We start from the raw sequence: 21,016 nt of genomic DNA on the forward strand, positions 1-21,016 counted from the left end.
ATAGTATAATAAACTATAAAATTATTATGTTTGTTTATAATGGGGGAAATGTTATGAGTTTAGATGAACTAAGACTGGATATCTCAAAACAAGGTAAAAAAGGTATATATTTTAATTGCCATGTGGTATACCCAACAGTACCTGATAAAATGGTAATGGTTTTGGCGGTTATCTTCGGAGCGCATTTACTGCCTTATGGATGGTTATATAAATCTAAGGCATATTCCGTTATGTCTGTGCTAATATCTTTTTCTATTCTTATTATCGGAATTAATTTTAATGAAGTTGTTGTCTCAATAGTTATGATAATATATTTTCTCTATGGTTGATGGGTGAACTTAAATTTTTAAATGTAAAATTACTTAAATAGAAGTTTAAAGTACAAGTCAGAAACGCAGGTTATCGCAAGTAAATAATCTTCCATTAGGAAGTTTATATTTTGCATTAGGAAGTTTATATTTTGCATTTGGAATTCTTATATGGAAAATTATAATTTAGGGGGCCGTATACATGGTAAGTCATGCAGGTACAACTTATTTAGAAACAGAGAGATTAATATTAAGAAGATTTATAGAATCAGATGCTGAAGATATGTTCAATAATTGGGCATCCGATTCAGAAGTTACTAAGTTTCTTACTTGGCCAAATCACGGCAGTGTTGAAGTAAGTCGTGAAATAATCAATACTTGGATAAATTCTTATAAAGACATAGAAAATTATCAATGGGCTATTGAACTAAAAGAAAGTAAAAGTGTGATTGGAAGTGCTAGCTTAATGGATATTGATAATCATAATGAACACTGTGAGATTGGGTACTGCTTAGGGCAAAGCTTTTGGAATAAAGGGATTATGACAGAAGCATTTTTTAAAATTATTGATTTTGCCTTTTGTGACGTAGGTTTTCAACGAATAACAGGACGTCATGAAGTAGTTAATACTGCGTCAGGACGTGTTATGGAAAAGTGTGGTCTAGAATATGAGGGAATTTTAAGAAAAATCCTTAAGAATAGCAAGGGTATTTTAGTGGACTGCAAATATTATTCAATATTAAAGGATGGGTATAAATTACTGGTATAAATCTGCATAAATAATTTAATGAGGAGTAGTTGTATGACCGAACGTGGATTCAATAAATTGTATTGGGGATTTTTATTTACAATGTTCAGTTTCAGAATTCAAGGATTTGATATTTTACCAGATGTGGTGGGTTATTTATTCTTTGCGGCTGCCTTTAGGAGTCTTGTTGCAAATAGCAATTACTTTAGTATAGCTGAAAAATATAATGTTCCCTTGATAATATTATCCGTATTTTCCATATACCTAGGGCCTGTCCAAAGTGGAGGTATTAATTTAGGTTTATTAGGGATATTTAGTATACCTATAGCAATTGCTTCCTTTGTGCTTAATTTATTAGTTGTATACAATTTATTTATGGGAATTAAGGACATGGCAGAGAAACAACATGAATATGATTTAGTAAGAGAATCTGACGAAAAATGGAATCAATATAAGTTGTTACAGATTGCAACATTATGCGCTTTTATAATTATTTTTATACCTCTAATGGGCGTACTTTATATTATTGGGATTTTTGTAGTAACAATCATATTGTTGATAAGAATATTAGGATTTATAAAAAGATGTAATGAGATTTTAAGCACATTTAAATGATTGTTACACTTCCGTCAACCTTTGCTGGCGGATTTTTTATATGGAATTTTGTGGATTTATGGGCTATAATCTATATAGGTTAGCAGTTATATTATAAATTGATTTGCAAAAACAGAATAATATTTGGGAGGATTGTATATGAAACCATTAAAAGCAAAGACTCTTGTGCTAGTTTTGTCATTTATTTTAGTATTATTAACTGGTTGTGAACCACCTAAGGCTAAGAAACCTGTAATCTATCTATATCCAACTTCAGAGCAGACAGTTAGCGTTAAATTAAAATATAAAGGTAAGCTTACATGCACTTACCCAGAATATAAAGATGGCTGGAATGTAAAAGCTAAACCTGATGGCACATTAACTAATCTATCTGACAACAGAGAATACTCATATTTATATTGGGAAGGAATTTCAGATAATAAGTGGGATATGTCGAAGGGTTTTGTAGTTAAAGGAAATGAAACAGAGAAATTTCTTCAACAAAAACTTGAATATTTGGGGTTAACACCAAAAGAGTATAATGAATTTATTGTATATTGGCTTCCTGTTATGAAAGATAATAAGTATAACCTTATAACCTTTGCTGGAGAAGATTATGAAAATATAGCGCAGCTTAAGATAACTCCAAAACCAGACTCTATATTAAGGGTAATGATGATATTTAAGCCTTTAAACAAATCTATAGAGTTAGAAGATCAACAGTTAAAACCATTCGTAAGAAAGGGCTTTACAGTTGTTGAATGGGGTGGAACTGAATTGAAGTGATTATGAAAGTTTTAAAATTGTGAAGATTATTTAGATAAGGTGGTTAGAATTTTGAAAAAGCAACTAGACAAAATGAATAGCGAAGAATTAGGAAGGCTTTTCCCCATTATTATAAGTGAGCACAATCCAATATGGCATGCATTATATTTGTCTGAAAAAACGAACCTTGAGCAAACAATCGGTTTGAAAAATATTATAAGAATAAATCATTTTGGAAGTACCGCTGTATGTAACTTGCGTGCTAAACCTACCATTGATATTTTATTAGAAATACAAAATAATATGGATACAGATCAAATAATTTCTTTACTCAAAGGCATTGGTTACAATTATAGTCCTCAGCCTACCAATCCTGCTCCACACATGATGTTTATGAAAGGTTATACTCAAAGCGGATTTAGTGGTCAAGCATATCACATTCATGTGCGTTATAGTGGTGATTGGGATGAACTATATTTTCGTGATTATTTGATATTATATCCTGAAATTGCAGAAAAATATGGAGAATTAAAATTACAATTAAAAGAACAATATGAGTTTGACAGAGATGGATATACAAATGCAAAATCTTATTTTATTAAAAATATTACCGATCAAGCAAGAATAGAATTAGGAACCAGATATTAATTTTAAAAAGTATTTAAATAATAGTTTTGAGGAGTGGTTATTAATGGATTTAACATGGAATTTAGATACACTTTATACCTCCTTTAATTCTGATAAGTTTAAAGGTGATATAAAACTACTAGATTATCATATATCAAATTTAAATAAATGGGCTTCAAGAAATCTTATAGATATAAACAGAGCTTCTTCTAAAATTGAAGAGTTTTTAAAGCTTTATAATGAATATAAAAGCTTATGTTCTTGTTTATCTTGTTACGCGTATTTAATTCTAAGTTCTGATAGCACCAGTATAGAGGCTATGAATGCCTTAGATGATATTGATTATAAAGACGCATCAATTATAGATACTTTTGTGAAGTTTAACAAATGGCTTAATTCTTTAAATAATATAGATGAGCTAATAGACACTTCCACTTATCTTAAAGAACACCGTTTTTATCTTAAAGAACTGCTTTTGCAATCAAAATATTTATTAAGCGATGAAGCAGAAATAATAATTGCTGAAATGCGTATTACCGGCTCTAAATCTTGGGAAAGACTTTATATGGAACTAACATCTACGGTACTAACGGATATAACTATTAAAGGTGAATCAAAAAAAATGTTTCTTTCAGAGCTCAGAAATATGGCATATGAAAAAGATGCGTGTTTAAGAAAATCAGCTTATTATGCAGAGGAAGAAGGCTGTAAAAGCATATCGGATGCATCAGCAGCATGTTTAAATGGAATTAGCGGAGAAGCCCTTAATATTTATAGTAGGAAAGGATATGAATCACCTTTGGATAAGGTCCTTATGGTATCAAGAATGGATCATGAAACTTTAAATGCTATGCTCTCAGCTATAAAAGAGAGCCTGCCAATGTTCCATAAATATTATCATAAAAAGGCACAAATTCTAGGACATGAAGCTAACCTTCCCTTTTATGATGTTTTTGCTCCTGTGGTTGATGTTAATACAAAAATATCCTATTTAGATGCCAGAAATTTAATTGTATCCAGCTTTAAAACTTTCAGTGAAGAACTTGCTGATTTTGCAAAGAAGGCCTTCGATGATAACTGGATTGATGCTGAGCCAAGAGAGGGTAAAGGTAGTTACGGACTAGCTGTTGATATTTTCCCAATACAAGAAAGCAGAATCATGACTAATTTCACTGGAAACTTTTGTGATGTTGGTGTGCTTGCTCATGAAATCGGACATGCTTATCATAGCTACTGTCTTAGAAATGAAAAAATGCTAAATACAGATTATCCTAACCCTATTGCAGAAACAGCTTCAATATTCTGTGAGACCATAATAAACAATGAGTTAATTAATATTGTACCAATAAATGAAGGTTTATCAATTTTAGAAAAAAGTATTTCAGATGTAGGATATTATATTGTTGATTTCTATGGTAGGTATAATTTTGAAATGAAATTGTATGAAAGAAGGAAATTAGGTCCACTATCTGTTGAAGAGCTAAATGAATTAATGGTAAGTTGTATGATAGAAGCTTATGGTGATAGTATTGATTCTAAAACCATTCATCCATATATGTGGATGAATAAAGCTGGATATTATATGGCTGGCAATGAATTTTTGAATTTCCCGTATTCATTTGGAGTTTTATTTTCTAAAGGACTTTATGCAGAGTATGTAAAAACAGGAGAAGCTTTTGTATCACAATACACTGATTTTTTAAGTGCTACGAGTAAAAATAATATTGTTGATATTGCTAAGATAATTGATATAGATGTTCACTCAATAGAGTTTTGGAGAAATGGCTTAAATCTTGTTAAAAAGGACATAGAAGAGTTTATCAACAGAGAATAAAATTTGCAGGAGGAATTTATGAAGAATAGATCTTTAACTTTCGATGGTGATTATGAATTAATTTCATTATCAGAACATCATCTTCAACAACTATATAATTGGAACACAGAAGAAAAACATTTTGAGAAATATACTTGTCGTCCTTTGAAAGTGCAGAAATCATTTGATGAGTATTCTTATAAAATATTAAAGTCTATCTCTGACGAAAAACAGAAAATATACGTACTAATCAAAAATGGAGTTTACAATAAACCGTTAGGCAAAATAACATTATTTGATTTTAATCCAAGAAATCATAGTGCTGAATTTGGATATTATATGCCAAGTTACAATAGGGAACAAGGACTTGGAATTATTATGTTAACTCAGTTCATAGAAAAATCATTTACAGATGATAAATCTAATCTAAATAAGATTTATGCAACAACATCTCCAAGTAATATACCTTCAATCAAGCTTTTAGAAAAGTTTGATTTTAAATTGGATGGAAGATTAAGAGAACATTATTGGATTGATGGAAATAAATTCGATCAACTTAACTATTCTATGCTTAAAAGTGAATGGAATGACTAAAAATTATAATATGAGGAGTTTATATGAGAATTATTGATGATATTACAAACTTTATTTTTGTTGAAGATATTCCAGAACAAGCAGATATTATTTTCATTCCAGGAGGCTCTTATGCTGAAATTGCAGAAAATGCAGCTTTGCTTTGTAATAAAAATTTCTCGAATATAATCCTTCCATCTGGAAAATACAGTGTCAAACGCGGATATTTTCCTGGTTCACTGTCAAAAGCGGCTAAATATAATAAAAAGTATAATACAGAATGGGAATTTTTAAAGGATGTACTTATTCAGAACGGGGTTGACGAAACTGCAATTTTGAAAGAAGATAGCGCTGAATACACATATCAGAACGCTATTAATTCAAAAGAAGTCACAGATAAACATAATCTCACTATTAAAAAAGCTATCATTTGCTGTAAATCATATCATGCTAGACGTTGCTTAATGTACTATAATTTATGCTACCCGAATACTGAATTTATTATTTGTCCCACTGAAACAGAAGGTATTAACAAAGATAACTGGTTTAAATTTGATAGCGGTAATGATAAAGTAATGGGGGAACTTATGAGGTGTGGTAGCCAGTTTAAAGGTTTGATTAAGTTATTTAAGAACGATATAAATTAAAATATTGCTATATGTAGCATCAATGGAGGTATAATATGAGTAATTCAGTTGGATTTCAAGTAGTAGAGGATATAAATAAAATCATTGAATTTCTATCCAAACGAGATATAAGTGAACTATCATCCAACGCCTTAGTTAAAAACTTCGGAATTACACAAGTTGATATGATAATAATTTTAGGGAACAGTATTCCCTATATAGCTGAAATCGGAGCAAGAGCTTATAAAAATGGTTTATCTAAAGATATAATGATAGTAGGTGGAATAGGCCATTCTACCAAATATTTAATCCGAAATGTATTAGAAAATAATAAATATAAAAATATTGAAGTAAATGATAAATCTGAAGCGGATATATTAAGGCGAATTATTGTAGCAGGAGAAAATATTCAGCAAGATAAAATTATCACAGAAAGTAAATCTACTAATTGTGGTGAGAATGCCTCTAAAGCATTGAATATACTTAAGGAAAAACATAAAGTCCCGAAATCTATAATATTAATTCAGGACCCGACTATGCAATTAAGAAGTCATGCTTCTTTTTTAAAAGAGTGGCAAGAAGAAAATACATTAATTATAAGTTATTCTCCATTTATACCACAACTAAAGATATCTGAGAATGGTTATGAGTATATAAACAGAGAGATAGGTGGCTTATGGACTAAAGATAGATTTATTGATCTAATAATGGGTGAAATTCCAAGGTTAAATGATGTTGAAAATGGCTACGGCCCAAAAGGAAAAGGCGTTATATCACATGTGGATATTCCAGAAGAAGTTCTTTGTTCTTATAAAAGATTGTTATCCAATTATGATGAATATAATGAAATTAAAAATAGAAAGTAAATAAGACTTTATAAATATAAGGGAGCTGTTGTACAAATGAAAAATTTAGTTAGGACTCATAAATTTTTAGTTTCTTTTGCTGTACTTAGCATTTTAGCTGTTGGTTGTAGTAGCAAACAACCTACAAATGAAAAAACAACTAATAACAATAAAAGTTCTGAAATTATAACAAGCAAGGATAAAGTTGAAAATGATACAGGTTCTAAAATTAACTCTGGTTTACTAATAGGATTATCAAAAGATAATGAAATAAATGATACTCCTATGAAAAAAATACCAAATGATTACAGAACATTATGGATATATGAAGACAATGAAAAAATAACTTATGAAAAGAAAAATGAGATAATTGTACCCTACAAAGATAGCTTTTACAAGATTGAAAATAACAAATTTATTATGTCAGATCCAATTAGTCATTCTGAAAATCAACCAGAAGATATTTTTAGTAATTATAGTTCATATTGTAATTTTTCAAATATAGTTTCACATCCAGCTGATAAATCTATGAGTGATTTATTTACACCTGCTACTTTCAAGAAAAAATATCTTAACGCTCAGGAAGGGTCTATGGGAAACGCTTATAAATTGAAAACACAACAGCTTTATTATGTAGGAAATAACTATGCATCTATTAGGACTACTTATTATGATACAGGTGGAGGAACTTATAAGAGTTCATATGATGATTTTAAAATATATGAAATAGGTGATTTATCTAATTTAGATGGGCTGGATAATACTAAACCACTTTTTAACTTGTTAGATAAAAGCGAGCAGCTAAAACTTAAAGGATATTCCCAAAAATACGATAAAAATATTAGTTTAGATGGGTACATCAAGGTAGATCAACTTATAGATACTAAAAATCTCCACTTATTTAGAAGTGAAGGAAAATGGCAAGTCTCTATTCCACTCTTCAGAATATACCGACATAATGGGAATGGTTCTAATGGGAAAACTGTAAAAGAATATATTAACACTGATATTAATCTTCCAACTAAAATAACATCCTATGATAGTTTATGTATTGACTGGAACGAGATAAAGCAAAAAATACCTCAAGCTAAAGACGCAGTATCATCTCCTAAGGATGATATTTTAGCAGTTTTAACTCCTACTAAACTACTTGTTTTTACAAATCCTAAACTTGGAATTGATAAACCATCATTAAGTATTGATGTGGATGAAAATGAAAGTATAATCCTTAATCAATGGGCTACAGGTGAATATGTTGATAAATGGACTAAACTTATAAGTAATTATTAATTACTGACTATGCCGATTTATTAAATAAGGGGATGAAGTATTGAGTGAAGGAAAAGTAATAGAAACAACTAAAAACATAAATACAGTAGATACCATATGTAATGATTTATCGAATCTAGGTATTAAAAGTGGAGATAATATATTAGTACATTCTTCTATGTCAAGTATTGGTTGGGTTTGCGGCGCTGCTCAAGCAGTGATAATGGCTCTTCAGCAGGTTATTAGTCCAAGTGGTACTTTAATAATGCCTAGTCATAGTGGCGAAATTTCCGATCCTGTTGAATGGGGGAATCCACCTGTTCCTAAGGAATGGATACAACTTATATATGAAAATATGCCAGCGTTCGATGTGAATCTTACTCAAAGCAGGGGAATGGGAAACATTGCTGAATTATTTAGAACCTTGCCTAAGGTATACAGATCCAATCATCCGCAAGTATCATTTGTAGCCTGGGGTAAGTTAGCAAATAATATTATTAGTAATCATAAGCTAACACCTCAATTTGGAATGGAATCCCCTTTAGGTAAAATGTATAATCTAAATACAAAAGTACTTATGTTAGGTGTTGGCTATGATTCATGTACAAGCTTTCATCTTGCAGAGGCATTAAATGATAAAATGCCCTTAAAAACAATGGGTGCCGCTATAATAGAAAACAATAAAAGAATTTGGAAGTGGTTTGAGGACTTCGATTATAATTCTGATGAAGATTTCGAAAAATTAGGAAATGCATTTGAAGAGACTAATAATGTGGTATTAGGTAAAATAGGTAGTGCGGAGTGCAAGTTATTTAAAATGAAAATAGGAGTTGATTTTGCGAAAAAGTGGATACAAAATAATAGATTTGTTTAAAACTTAAATTTTTATAGTAGGAAAAGAGGTAAAACAAATGGATAAGCGAAATATATATGTTATAGGTGATAGTGTTTCAATACACTATGGTCCATATCTTAAGACCAATATTAAAGATAAATTTGAGTATGATAGAAAAAGGGGTATAGAACAAGCAATTACAGATTTGGACAGTCCAATTGGAGCTAATGCAGGTGATAGTGTTATGGTCATGGATTATTTAGCTAAGGAATATTCGCGTAATACAAAATATGATATATTGCTAATCAATTGCGGATTACATGATGTTCGACGTGACAGAGCGTTAAATAAAGTTCAGGTTGAATTGAATGATTACAAAATGAATTTAAGAAAGATAATTGATTTGTCAAATCTTATGGCGAATAAGACCATATGGATTGGATTAACACCAGTTATAGATGAAATTCATAATGCTAGAACAGAAGGCGTTTTAAGATATAGTAAAGATGTATATGCCTATGATATTGCTGCAAAAGAAATAATGGGTAACTATAATATCCCGTGCATAGATATGTATAACTTCACTAGAAATTTAGGTAGAGATATTTATTTAGATCATGTTCATTTCAAAGGGAAAATTAGAGAATTACAAGCAGCGTTTATTGCCGGTTATTTAAACAGAATTTAGAAAATAAAATTATGGAGGGTTATAATGAAAATTACTGATTTAACACACACAATTTATTCGGATATGCCAGTTTTTCCAGGAACTGAACAACCAATTTTTATAAAGGCAAACACTTTGGAAAAGGATGGTTTTCAAGAGGCGAAAATCACTATGTTCTCACATACAGGAACGCATATAGATTCACCTGCACATATGCTCAGCAGTGGTCCTTATTTAGATGATTTAGATATAGAACAGTTTATTGGAAATGCTACTATACTAGATTTTTCAAATATAAAAACAAAGTTTATAGATGTTGATAGTTTAAAGCCCTATGAGGAAAAAATAAAAAATGTTGAGTTTATTATAATAAAAACAGGTTGGAGCAAATATTGGGGTGAGAAAAGGTATTTTGAGAGTTTCCCTGCCTTAAGTGAGGAATCGGCAAAATGGTTGTCACAATTTAATTTAAAGGGTATTGGTATTGACGCAATTTCAATTGATGATATGGATTCAACCACATTTGCAGTTCATAAAATATTAATGCCAAAGAACATCATAATTATTGAGAACCTAACAAATTTAGATTCCATTAGTAGTGAAAATTTTATTTTAAGTATACTTCCACTTAAAAATAAAGAAGCTGATGGATCACCAGTAAGGGCTATTTCTATAGAAAATATATAACAAGAATATATTTATTATTTTATTTAATAGGTATAATTAAAAGTTAGGGGCTCACTTAATGAAAAATGATTTAACTGAAGGAAATATTTTAAAAAAACTTATAATGTTAGCCCTGCCTATTATGGGAACATCACTTATGCAATCTGCTTATAGTATGATAGATATGATATGGGTTGGTACATTAGGATCTAGGGCTGTTACAGCAGTAGGTGCTGCAGGATTTTTTACTTGGTTTGCTTTCGCATTTATTACAATTCCTCAAATAGGTGCAGCGGTTGGAGTAGCACAATCTGTAGGAAGAAAAGATAGAATAGAAACCAAAAACTATATAAGACATTCAATACAAATGAACATAGTCTTAGCTATTTTATATGGAGCAACACTTATAATTTTCAGAAAAGATCTTTTGGGTTTTTTTAACATTAAAGTTGATGTTATTGTTAGTATGGCATCTCATTATCTTGCAATAGTCTCGGCAGGAATGATATTTTTCTTTTTACCACCTGTACTTACAGCAATATTTAATGGACATGGTGACAGTCGGACACCTTTTAGAATAAATATACTGGGGCTTATTATTAATATAATGCTTGATCCTCTTTTAATATTAGGAATTGGACCATTTCCCAAAATGGGGGTTCCTGGAGCGGCTGTTGCAACAATCTTTGCACAGTTTGTTGTGACGATTATATTTATTTATGTCATAACAAAGAAAACGGACTATTTTGCACAAATAAATTTTCTGCAAAAACCTGATTGGAATCATATGAAAAAAATCATAAGGTTTGGGCTGCCTGTTGCAATGCAAAGTGGAGTATTTACATTAATTGCAATGATAATAGCTAGAATACTATCGCGGTGGGGATCAACTCCAATTGCGGTGCAAAGCGTTGGGTCACAAATCGAATCAATAACGTGGATGACAGCTGGTGGTTTCGAAACTGCCCTAAGTGCCTTTGTAGGGCAAAATTTTGGAGCGAAAAAGTGGGATAGAATTTATAAGGGGTATTTTATAGCATTAGGTATTGTTGCAGTTTTTGGAACAATCACAACCTGCCTTCTATTATTTTTCCCAGGACCTATTTTCTCTATTTTTATTTCTGAGAAAGATGTAATAAAGGATGGCATAGTTTATTTGAGAATACTTGGAGTTTCTCAGATTTTCATGTGCATAGAAATGACAACTTCAGGAGCCTTTAACGGCCTGGGAAGAACAATGCCTCCTTCAATAGTTGGCATTGTTCTAAATGCTATGAGAATTCCGGGAGCACTTTTATTGTCAGCTTTTCTTGGACTTAGTGGGGTATGGTGGAGCATCAGCATTAGTAGTATTCTAAAAGGGTCAATACTAACATCTTGGTTTATCATATTTCTGAGAAAGCATCCTCAAATAAGAGGAAGTAAGCCTCAATGAGGGGGCCCAATAATTGAAAATTTGCAAATGAAAAGCACAGGTATAAATATATCCTGTTCTTTTACTGCTATATATAGTCTATTAGCTAGACATTAGTTATGTTGAAATTTTAAGATCAATGGGTATATTTTTTAATTCTTTCTTAAGCATTATACCAGTAACAATAGCTGAAGATAAATCAGCGATGGGGAATGAGATCCAAATGCCCATGATGCCCATAAATCTTGGCAATATTAAAACTAAGGGTATAAAGAATAAAACCTGCCTTGATAAAGATAAAATAAGTGCGGGTAAAGCTTTCCCAATTGATTGAAATACTGTTGAGCCAACCATTTGCAAGCCAATAAGTGGTAACATTGCAACTGCTATTCGTAACACAACTGAGCCGGTTTGCGTTAACTGGGGATCGTCATTAAAAATTTTCATAATTAATTCTGGTATTGATTGAGAAACTATAAAACCCATAGATGCTAAAGTTGTAGTTGTTATTAAAGCTAATTTAATTACTTCTTTTATTCTACCACTATTTTTGGCACCATAATTAAATCCAACTATAGGTTGTAACCCCTGGGCTATACCAAACAGTGGCATATATAACATCATTGTTATTCGATTAATAATCCCTAGTATTGATATTTGCAAGTCTACCGAGGCGCCACCATAAATTTTTAAAGAGTTATTTAGTATGATAGCAACAATGCTTCCTGCTACCTGCCTTGAAAAAGGTGCTAGGCCCATAGAAACAATTTCTTTTATTATGCTTATTTTGGGCTTTATATGATGAAGTTTAACTTTAAGTAAGGTCTTTCCACTATATAAGTAAATAATCAAATAAGTAAAAGAGGCAAATTGAGAAATAATTGTTGCTAGTGCTGCACCTTTTATACCCAAATCTAAAACTTTTATAAATATTGGATCTAGTAATATATTTATACCTGCACCAAGTAACATAGAAATCATTGCTACTTTAGCATTCCCTTCTGCCCTTACTAAATTATTGCTTGATACTGTAAAAGAAAAGAAAACACTGCCAATGAATATAATCGAAATATAATCTTTTGCATAGGGTAATAATGTGTTTGTAGCACCAAATACCTTTAGTATTGGCTCTGTAAATGCTAATCCAAATGTTACAAAAAATATGCTTAGTACTGATATAGCTAAAAATGAGTTGCCCGCTACATGCTCAGCTTTTTCAATATTATTTTCCCCGAGGTTTCTTGAAATTACTGAAGCTGAACCGATTCCTATCATTTGAGCAAAAGCCATTATTAACATTTGAATAGGAAAAGCAATAGCGAGTCCACCAATGGCATCGAGCGATACCCATTGCCCTACAAATATTGTATCAATTATGTTATAAAGAGCAGTTACTAGCATTCCTATAGTGGCAGGTAGTGATAGTTTTAATAGTAGCTTACTTATTTTTTCTGTACCGAGTTGGCTATTGTTTTTACTCATAGTAATCACATCCTATTTATAGTTAGTTTTAGAAAATTTTGAAGTGTTAAGTTATTTACACTTTCCTTTAATAGCTAAACAAGCATTAGAGCTCATGCGTTCAAGTAGTGTAAGTGCTTGAGTTTTTTCTTCTTCAGTAAACCCCGTTGTAAGGGTATTTCTCCAATTTGTTAAAATATCCATAATGTCTGGTCTAATGTTTATGGCTTTATTAGTTAGAGATAAGCGGTAAGCTCGTTTATCAGTGTCGTCAATAATTCTTATTAGGTAACCTTCTTGTTCTAGTTTTTTTACTGCTCTTGCGGTTGTCGCTTTGTCTACATTAAGATTAAAAGATAATTGCTCTTGAGTTATACTATCATTATGAAATAGTGGTAATAAAAACATATAGTGTTGACCAGTACCGATATTGCATTTTTTAAATTGCTCAGACATATTTATTTGACCATACCTATAAAGAATAGAAATCCATTTACCTACAGAATAATTATTGATATTCATTCAAATTCCTCCTTAATTGAATTAGTTGCTATAACAACTTATTCGATTATAATATAAAAAGGTTGCGTTAGCAACCTTTTTCACTATTGTCATAATATTAAAAAAATAATAATTATTAGTTGAAAATAGATATCGATATGTTTATAATATAAATATGAATTAATATTTAATGGTAACAGCCATTTATATTATACGGAAAATTGGAGGTATTGTTATGAGTATAAAAATTAAAATTTTTTCCGACTATATATGACCATTCTGCTATGTCGGCAAAGGTGTTGTCGATCAACTTGAAAAAGAATATGACCTTGAAATTGAATGGTCAGGACTAGAAATACATCCAGAAACTCCAGGTAAAGGTGTAACTCTTAGCGAAAAATTTAGTAAACCAAATTTAGAAAATATGCTAAGGACCCTTAATAACTCGGGCTCCCTATATGGAATTCACTTTGGAACATTAGAACACATGCCTAATTCTCATAATGCATTAGAGGCTGCAGAATTTGCTAGAGCTCATGGTAAGGGAAAAGAGTATCACTCTGCGCTAATGGATGCTTACTTTAGGGATTTAAAAGATATTGGAAGCTTAGAAGTGTTAGGGGACTTAGGTAATATACTTGGTCTAAATAAAGATGAACTTATTACCGACGTTACGGATAGAGCCTATGAAACTATCTTAAATAAAAGTTCCAATGATGCTCACAGCATGGAAATTAATAGCACTCCTACTTTTGTTATAAATAACAAATACTCTATAGTTGGTGCACAACCTATAGATGAATTTAGGAAGATATTAGACACATTAAAATAATTAAAAAGCTTTGCATTTTATAATGGACCCTATAAGGTAGACAGTTAAAAAAAGAGCCATATTTGACTCAAAACTAGCTGACTCTACTTTGTAGGGTCAGTTAGTTTTGAGTCAAATAGATACTTTAAAATTTGCAATAGTATTATAATAGTCATTAATAAGCATTCCGATGATAATGTCAATTTATGAATTTCACTATAAATTTAAGGGAGATGTTACAAATGGAACTAAACGAAATCATGGATGAACTGAAGTCTCTTGGTAAAGAAAGTATCAAAAAAAAATACATGAGCAATGGTGCGCAAGAGCCTATTTTTGGCGTAACCATAAGCGCTATGAAGCCGATTTTCAACAAAGTAAAGTATAACCAGTCTTTGGCAAATCAGCTTTATGCAACAGGAAATTATGATGCTATGTATTTAGCTGGCATGATAGCTGAGCCAAATAAAATGGTCGAAGAAGACTTTAACAGATGGATTGATGGTGCTTATTTTTATATGATTTCAGAGTTCATTGTAGCGGTAACTCTTGCAGAAACAGATATTGCCTTTTCCGTTGCCGACCGCTGGATTGATAGCGGAAAAGAATTAAAAATGTCGGCTGGCTGGAGTTGCTATGAGTGGCTACTAGGCACACGTAAAGACAGTGAATTTGACAAGGATAAACTTTTGACAATGCTTAATAGGGTGCGTATCGCGATACACACCCAGCCAAACCGCGTTAAATTTGCTATGAACAATTTTATTATGGCAGTTGGGATTTCTTATTTGCCGCTTCATGAAGAAGCAACTAAAATTGCTCAAGAGGTAGGAAAGGTAGATGTCTTTATGGGCAAAAAACTCTGTCAGACGAATGTTGCAATAGAATATATTCAAAATGGAGTGGATAAAGGAAGAATAGGATTTAAACGTAAACACGTAAGATGTTAATGAGACAAATAGGAGGAAATATGAATTGTAAGTATAAAATAAAGCAAATAACAAGTCTATATGATAGTTGCGACAAATGTGGTTTACCAAAAATCACTTGTATCTGTAATAGTGCACATAAAATCAGTACTAGCGCAAGAATTTGGATTCTATCAACTGAAAGAGAGCTTTACAGACCTTCTAACACTGCAAGGTTATTAAAGCTTGTTAATCCAGATTCTACTGAGATTTTTCTTTGGGAAAGAACAAAAAATCCAGAGAGATTAATTGAGAACTTAAATAATGAAATATATGATTCTTATTTGGTATTTCCAGCAGAAGATGAATCGCAGTGTAGCAAAGTTGAATATAAAAATACAGGTAAAATTCCTGCATTTGTTTTAATAGATGGTACTTGGAAAGAAGCACGTAAAATACTTAGGAAAAGTGATTATCTAAATAAGTTACCTAGGATTTCATTACAACCAAATTTTAAGTCTCGTTATGATTTACGAAGAGGGGCTGCTGAAGGAGATTTATGTACAATCGAAGCCGCAGTTGAATTATTAAAAATAAATAAAGAGATTGGAAATTCAAAAGTTATTGATGAATTTTATAATCTATTTTTAAAGAGCTACAAAGCTGGAGCAAGTGGTCATAAATTAAAGGAATAACTGGCTTCTGCAAATCATATAAGGAGGAAATATAACTATGAATTATGGTGACTACGCTAAAACTTGGGATACTGAGATAAGAAAACGCGTGTCATTAATAAAAAAATCACATCAAAAGCCAGGAACTTTTAATCTAAAAATGATTAAAAACTCCTGGCTTTTTAAAAATAAAACTTAGTATATACTGAGAGTTATAAGTAACGTCGACATAAATTATAATCGCTTTAATACCCTAATTATGTTTAGGTCGTTTAACTTATAGTAAATTAATTTAAAAGATTGAAACTTTTATGTTTTGAAGGATATTAAACATATTTGTAGAATAATGGTATTATAGGAAGCAAAATTGCATATTCTCAATATGTCTATAATGGGAGTGCGACACGTTGCTAATTTAAATGATTAGCCTTTAACCGTAAGGTTGAGAGAACTGATAACTTGAAAAGTCAAATGATAGGGTAACGCCTTAAAGGGCTTTCTCTGATACTCCGAATAGCGAAGCTATAAGTAAGTTAAGTTTTGTTATAAGCTCGGTGAAGTCGGCTGAGGTCACCCCCTAACATATTAGCTGAGGAAATGCGAACTAGAGGTAGTCGAGGGTGATATAGGCCGGGAGTCTGTAAAATATCCATGGTAAGAATGTCCGAAGGTGGACTGACGAAACTCTGAATGTACGGGTCTAAATATAGATACACCAGAAATGATGTAGTTACCAAAGTTGTAGTGTGTGTGTGGTTTAGTAAAAATTCGCGTTATGAAAAACCATATACTATTAAAGGTAGTATCAAGCACACAGGCTCATAAGGGTTACCTAAAGATATATGTAAAGATAAAGTTATCGGAACGTGGGAAGCTGATAACATGGAGGACTTACTTCTTTTGAAGTGGTAGCAAGGAAAGGCTTAAGTTATAACTTGCTTTTATATCAGTGAAAGTAGTGGCATAGTACTGTAGAAATTTATGAAAATAAATGGAGGGATAGCCACAAGTCAGTGTTAAGAAAATATAAAATTATATGATATTCATTAGGTTCGATTAAGACTAAAAGAAGCCAAATTCATTTGAAATGAGGCTGACTAATGACGACAAGTGAAGAACCATTATTAAAGAAGCAAAAACTAAGAAATAACGAATATTATGATAGTCAAGAAATACAAGATATACTTTATAGAAAGAGCAAAGAAAATTATGTTTTTAAGGATTTGATTTCTGAAATAATCACTGAAAGAAATATACTTTTAGCTTATAGAAATATCAAAAATAATAAGGGCAGTAAAACGGCAGGAGTTAACGAAACTAATATAAAACATATAGAAAACTATCAAATATCTGAATGGGTAGAGTATATACAAGGAAGATTCAAAAATTATGTTCCTATGCCAGTGAGAAGAGTTGAAATACCAAAACCTGACGGTGGAATCAGACCTCTAGGGATACCTACTATAGAAGATCGGATGGTGCAGCAATGTATTAAGCAGATACTAGAACCAATTGTAGAAGCAAAATTTTATCATGGGAATTATGGATTTAGGTGTGATAGAAGTGCTGAAAATGCTATCGCAAAAGTAAATAGCCTGGTTAATATAAATAAACTTCACTATGCTGTAGATATTGATATTAAAGGCTTTTTCGATAATGTTAACCATGGGAAACTTTTAAAACAGATGTGGACTTTGGGAATAAAAGATAAAGCATTAATTAGTATAATATCAAAAATGTTAAAAGCAGAGATCGAAGGAATTGGAATTCCCGAGAAGGGAACCCCTCAAGGTGGAATTTTATCTCCGATATTATCCAATATAGTGTTAAATGAACTAGATTGGTGGATAGATAGTCAATGGAGAGGTGTGAAAACAAAAGGAAGCTCAAACTATTGTAGCAAAATAAAAGCATTGAAGAAAAGTAGATTAAAAGAAATGTACATAGTTCGTTATGCTGATGACTTTAAGATTTTAACAAAAGATGCTAAATCCTCACAAAAAATATTTATTGCGGTAAGCAAATGGCTAAAAGAAAGACTTGGATTAGATATAAATAAAGAAAAATCGAAAGTAATAAATTTAAGAAAGAATTATTCGAATTTTCTAGGCTTTAAAATTAAGGCTGTGAAAAAACGAAAAAGCTATGTAATAAATAGTAGGATATCTGATAAAGCCAAGAAGAAGATAACCCAAAAATACAGAAATCAAATTGATAAAATTAAAAATAAACCGAAGGTATATAATGTGGACAAACTGAATTCAATGATACTAGGGTGGCATAATTATTATAGAATAGCTACCCATGTAAATCTTGATTTTAGTGAAATAAATTTCTTAGTTAGAAAAAGGCTATTTAATCGAACAAGAAGTATACGAAGTGATAAGATATACCCAAATAAAACCTATGAAAGAATTTATGGGAGATATAACTTTAAAGTAACAAGTATATGTAAAACAACTATATTCCCTATAGCTGGAATAAAATTAAAGTTAGCCAGTTATATGAAAAATATAGCAAGCAGATATACTATTGAAGGAAGGTACTATCTTCATAAAGACTTGGAAGCAGAGTACAAGGAAGCTATTAAATTTCTCGTAAATAATCCTGTTAAAAAAGATAGCATAGAGAAAAATGATAACAGAATATCCCTCTATGTAGGTCAAAAGGGATTATGCCATATTAGTAAAGTAAAATTAGATTTAAATAATATGGTAACAAGAAATAAGCTCCCAAAATACAAAGGTGGAACAGATAAATACCACAATCTTATATTGGTAAATCAAGAAATGAGTTATATTATTGATGAAGAAGTGGTAGAAAAAATAACCCAATTAAAGCAAGGGATAAAGTTGGATGAAAAAGCCTTTATAAAAATTAATGCACTTCGTAAACTTGTTGGAAATCTTGTGATTTTAAATATAAATAATTAACATTGGTGGAGCGCCGTATGAGGTGAAAGTCTCACGTACGGTGTGGGAGAGGGGAAAAGAAAGAGATAACATCAAATTCTTACCTATTCTTATAGTCGAAAAATATGTAAATCTTATAGGTGTAGGGCATATAAGCGATCGCTCTCAGACGTCTAGATCACGAGATGAAATGTACTTTCTCTCTACTTAAAATTATATAGGTAAGACTTGATTGAGAACCATGCAATTGAAATGATTGGGGGAAATAATATATGGCTACTAACAAAAAAGCTTCTGAGTGGGAAGAAGCAAAAAAGAAATGTAAGCTTAATGCTGAAATATTAATGATGGCAAAAGAAATGGATTTAAACCCTAGAAGCTTGATTAAAATATTACAAATAAAAGTGAACAATGGAAAGCACCGGTAAGTGTTTGGATTCAAGATATGTATGAAGAAAGACAAGCTAAATCAAAAAAGATCGCTAAAAGAACAGAAAATGAATAAAAAAATATAAATATTTATATGAATTTATAAGGAACCTTGAATTTAAAATTCAACTGTAAGAATTACTAAGAAATTAAATAAATTAGGCAGGTTGTGTCTATGATGGGAAGTTCAAAAACAAAGTTATAGGGAAATGAGTATATGAAGCCCTATTCATAGTTCGAAATAAAGAATATATATATTATGAGGTGAATAAAGTGAAAAATATAGGAATGATTGTGGCTGTTGAAATAGAAGCAGTATTAAATAAATATGGGTTGCCAATTAAAAAATTAGAATTTGCAGGATATTCGGTATATCAATATAAATTAGGTGAAAATAATTTATTTGTTATACATAGTGGAGCGGGAGAAATTGCTGCTGCTATGACAACACAGTTTTTAATATCACAATTTAGAGTGGATTTTATTGTAAACTTTGGTGTTGTAGGTGGTTTGACACATGAGATGTCATTAGCGAGAACATGTATTGTTGAAAGTGTTGTCCATTATGATTTTGATACATCAGAGGCTGATGGATGTGATGTTGGAAGATATCTTGAATATCCGAGTGTTTATATATCTACAACAAAAGAAATCGTGGATGAAGCCCTTAAAAGTGAACCATTGTTAAGAAAAGTAATTTGTGCTTCAGGAGATAAATTCATTGCAAGAAAAGAGAAAAAAGAAGAATTGCATAATATTTTTAATGCAGAAATATGTGAAATGGAGGCTGCTGGAATTGTGTTGACTTGTAATAAAAACAAAATTCCATGCTTATTGATAAAAACTGTATCTGACAGCATTACTGGTGGAGTTAATGAATTTAAAAATGCGATTAATGAATCCGCAAGAATTTGTATAGATATAACAAACAGAATCCTTAATGATTTTTAAATATAAATATATAATACAAGCATATTGTGAACATAATATGTGCTAATTAATGCATACTACGCTTTAAGCTCGTAATAACAAATCAGATAAAATGTACAGGTTGTGTCTATAATTAGAAGTTCGAAAAATTAAAGTTATAGGAAAATGGTTATATGACGTCCTAGTATAAAAGCACGACATACTATTTTTTAAAAGGATTAGTAAACTAAATAAAAACTAAGGAGGACTATTATATGAAATGTCCATATTGTGATAAGGAGATGTTAAAAGGCGACATCTACGGAAGTAGAGTAGAATTAAAGTGGGTAGAAAAAGATGCACATAAGGGCATAATACATGCTTTAACTAGGAGTGGGTGTCCTAAAATAGAAACTTACAAATGTATCTTTTGCAATAAGTTCATAAGTGACATTCCTGTTGATGGGCAATAGTACGAATAGTTCACACTTTTCTATACATATTTATAGTTGCTGATATTCATGTCTAAAATAGAGGATTTACTGCAAATTAAAGTGTCCTCTAACAATTATTCTTATACTGAGTGAGTCTACAATATGAGGTCGCCAAAAGGGGGATACGTCATCCTAGTAAAATCCAGGAGGGAGTTACGAAAAGGGAC

The 21,016-nt window shown here is 31.1% G+C and carries 23 protein-coding genes and 1 pseudogene; 22 read left to right on the forward strand and 2 right to left on the reverse strand.

The genetic code is table 11. The features are described from left to right. The 14 genes from ACJAX4_RS11755 to ACJAX4_RS11820 all read left to right on the forward strand — a co-directional run. Window positions 1–329: DUF7010 family protein (locus ACJAX4_RS11755; protein WP_435789650.1), on the forward strand; the 329-nt coding region annotated here is incomplete at its 5' end. Between the two features lie 181 nt (window positions 330–510). Then, complete coding sequence (locus tag ACJAX4_RS11760) at window positions 511–1,077, forward strand: GNAT family N-acetyltransferase (protein WP_435789651.1); 567 nt, start codon at window positions 511–513, stop codon at window positions 1,075–1,077. A 33-nt stretch (window positions 1,078–1,110) separates the two neighbouring features. Next, entirely contained in the window at window positions 1,111–1,671 is a 561-nt protein-coding gene (locus ACJAX4_RS11765; RefSeq protein WP_435789652.1) for a hypothetical protein, read from the forward strand. A gap of 138 nt (window positions 1,672–1,809) precedes the next feature. Further along, a complete protein-coding gene (locus ACJAX4_RS11770) occupies window positions 1,810–2,436 on the forward strand; it encodes a hypothetical protein (RefSeq protein WP_435789653.1) in 627 nt (208 codons plus the stop codon). Between the two features lie 51 nt (window positions 2,437–2,487). Further along, the gene (locus ACJAX4_RS11775; RefSeq protein ID WP_435789654.1) at window positions 2,488–3,063 is read left to right on the forward strand and encodes a GrpB family protein; all 576 of its coding nucleotides are present in this window, start codon (window positions 2,488–2,490) and stop codon (window positions 3,061–3,063) included. Between the two features lie 43 nt (window positions 3,064–3,106). Continuing rightward, complete coding sequence (locus ACJAX4_RS11780; protein WP_435789655.1) at window positions 3,107–4,876, forward strand: M3 family oligoendopeptidase; 1,770 nt, start codon at window positions 3,107–3,109, stop codon at window positions 4,874–4,876. A gap of 18 nt (window positions 4,877–4,894) precedes the next feature. Next, window positions 4,895–5,449: a GNAT family N-acetyltransferase gene (locus ACJAX4_RS11785; RefSeq protein ID WP_435789656.1), complete on the forward strand. Its 555-nt coding sequence runs from the start codon at window positions 4,895–4,897 to the stop codon at window positions 5,447–5,449. Between the two features lie 23 nt (window positions 5,450–5,472). Next, window positions 5,473–6,075 (forward strand): YdcF family protein, encoded by a 603-nt coding sequence (locus ACJAX4_RS11790; RefSeq protein WP_435789657.1) that lies wholly within the window; start codon window positions 5,473–5,475, stop codon window positions 6,073–6,075. 35 nt (window positions 6,076–6,110) lie between these two features. Further along, window positions 6,111–6,920, forward strand: coding sequence for a YdcF family protein (locus tag ACJAX4_RS11795; RefSeq protein ID WP_435789658.1), 810 nt, complete (start codon window positions 6,111–6,113; stop codon window positions 6,918–6,920). 36 nt (window positions 6,921–6,956) lie between these two features. Next, the gene (locus tag ACJAX4_RS11800) at window positions 6,957–8,189 is read left to right on the forward strand and encodes a hypothetical protein (protein WP_435789659.1); all 1,233 of its coding nucleotides are present in this window, start codon (window positions 6,957–6,959) and stop codon (window positions 8,187–8,189) included. Between the two features lie 40 nt (window positions 8,190–8,229). Continuing rightward, window positions 8,230–9,042 (forward strand): aminoglycoside N(3)-acetyltransferase, encoded by an 813-nt coding sequence (locus ACJAX4_RS11805; RefSeq protein WP_435789660.1) that lies wholly within the window; start codon window positions 8,230–8,232, stop codon window positions 9,040–9,042. Window positions 9,043–9,079: 37 nt separating this feature from the next. Further along, window positions 9,080–9,691, forward strand: a complete 612-nt coding sequence (locus tag ACJAX4_RS11810) for an SGNH/GDSL hydrolase family protein (protein WP_435789661.1) — start codon at window positions 9,080–9,082, stop codon at window positions 9,689–9,691. Between the two features lie 24 nt (window positions 9,692–9,715). Next, a complete protein-coding gene (locus tag ACJAX4_RS11815; protein WP_435789662.1) occupies window positions 9,716–10,357 on the forward strand; it encodes a cyclase family protein in 642 nt (213 codons plus the stop codon). A gap of 58 nt (window positions 10,358–10,415) precedes the next feature. Then, window positions 10,416–11,771 (forward strand): MATE family efflux transporter, encoded by a 1,356-nt coding sequence (locus ACJAX4_RS11820; RefSeq protein WP_435789663.1) that lies wholly within the window; start codon window positions 10,416–10,418, stop codon window positions 11,769–11,771. 96 nt (window positions 11,772–11,867) lie between these two features. Here ACJAX4_RS11820 and ACJAX4_RS11825 read toward each other — a convergent pair whose 3' ends face one another. Together ACJAX4_RS11825 and ACJAX4_RS11830 are read right to left on the reverse strand one after the other, a co-directional pair. Beyond that, window positions 11,868–13,232: an MATE family efflux transporter gene (locus ACJAX4_RS11825; protein WP_435789664.1), complete on the reverse strand. Its 1,365-nt coding sequence runs from the start codon at window positions 13,230–13,232 to the stop codon at window positions 11,868–11,870. A 51-nt stretch (window positions 13,233–13,283) separates the two neighbouring features. After that, window positions 13,284–13,733: a MarR family winged helix-turn-helix transcriptional regulator gene (locus ACJAX4_RS11830; protein WP_435789665.1), complete on the reverse strand. Its 450-nt coding sequence runs from the start codon at window positions 13,731–13,733 to the stop codon at window positions 13,284–13,286. Window positions 13,734–13,998: 265 nt separating this feature from the next. Here ACJAX4_RS11830 and ACJAX4_RS11835 point away from each other — a divergent pair. The 8 genes and pseudogenes from ACJAX4_RS11835 to ACJAX4_RS11870 all read left to right on the forward strand — a co-directional run. Continuing rightward, window positions 13,999–14,544 (forward strand): annotated as a pseudogene (locus ACJAX4_RS11835) (DsbA family oxidoreductase); the annotation flags it as partial. Window positions 14,545–14,765: 221 nt separating this feature from the next. Continuing rightward, window positions 14,766–15,473, forward strand: a complete 708-nt coding sequence (locus ACJAX4_RS11840; RefSeq protein ID WP_435789666.1) for a DNA alkylation repair protein — start codon at window positions 14,766–14,768, stop codon at window positions 15,471–15,473. 20 nt (window positions 15,474–15,493) lie between these two features. After that, window positions 15,494–16,126, forward strand: coding sequence for a tRNA-uridine aminocarboxypropyltransferase (locus ACJAX4_RS11845; RefSeq protein WP_435789667.1), 633 nt, complete (start codon window positions 15,494–15,496; stop codon window positions 16,124–16,126). A 37-nt stretch (window positions 16,127–16,163) separates the two neighbouring features. Next, window positions 16,164–16,304, forward strand: coding sequence for a hypothetical protein (locus ACJAX4_RS11850; RefSeq protein WP_435789668.1), 141 nt, complete (start codon window positions 16,164–16,166; stop codon window positions 16,302–16,304). A gap of 901 nt (window positions 16,305–17,205) precedes the next feature. Continuing rightward, window positions 17,206–19,038, forward strand: a complete 1,833-nt coding sequence (gene ltrA / locus ACJAX4_RS11855) for a group II intron reverse transcriptase/maturase (protein ID WP_435789669.1) — start codon at window positions 17,206–17,208, stop codon at window positions 19,036–19,038. A 251-nt stretch (window positions 19,039–19,289) separates the two neighbouring features. Next, window positions 19,290–19,445, forward strand: coding sequence for a hypothetical protein (locus ACJAX4_RS11860; protein WP_435789670.1), 156 nt, complete (start codon window positions 19,290–19,292; stop codon window positions 19,443–19,445). 274 nt (window positions 19,446–19,719) lie between these two features. Continuing rightward, complete coding sequence (locus ACJAX4_RS11865) at window positions 19,720–20,397, forward strand: 5'-methylthioadenosine/S-adenosylhomocysteine nucleosidase (protein ID WP_435789671.1); 678 nt, start codon at window positions 19,720–19,722, stop codon at window positions 20,395–20,397. Between the two features lie 233 nt (window positions 20,398–20,630). Beyond that, window positions 20,631–20,828: a PF20097 family protein gene (locus ACJAX4_RS11870; protein WP_435789672.1), complete on the forward strand. Its 198-nt coding sequence runs from the start codon at window positions 20,631–20,633 to the stop codon at window positions 20,826–20,828. Window positions 20,829–21,016 lie beyond the last annotated feature (188 nt).

Source organism: Clostridium sp., assembly GCF_051278035.1.
In the GTDB taxonomy this organism is placed as follows: domain Bacteria; phylum Bacillota; class Clostridia; order Clostridiales; family Clostridiaceae; genus Clostridium_AD.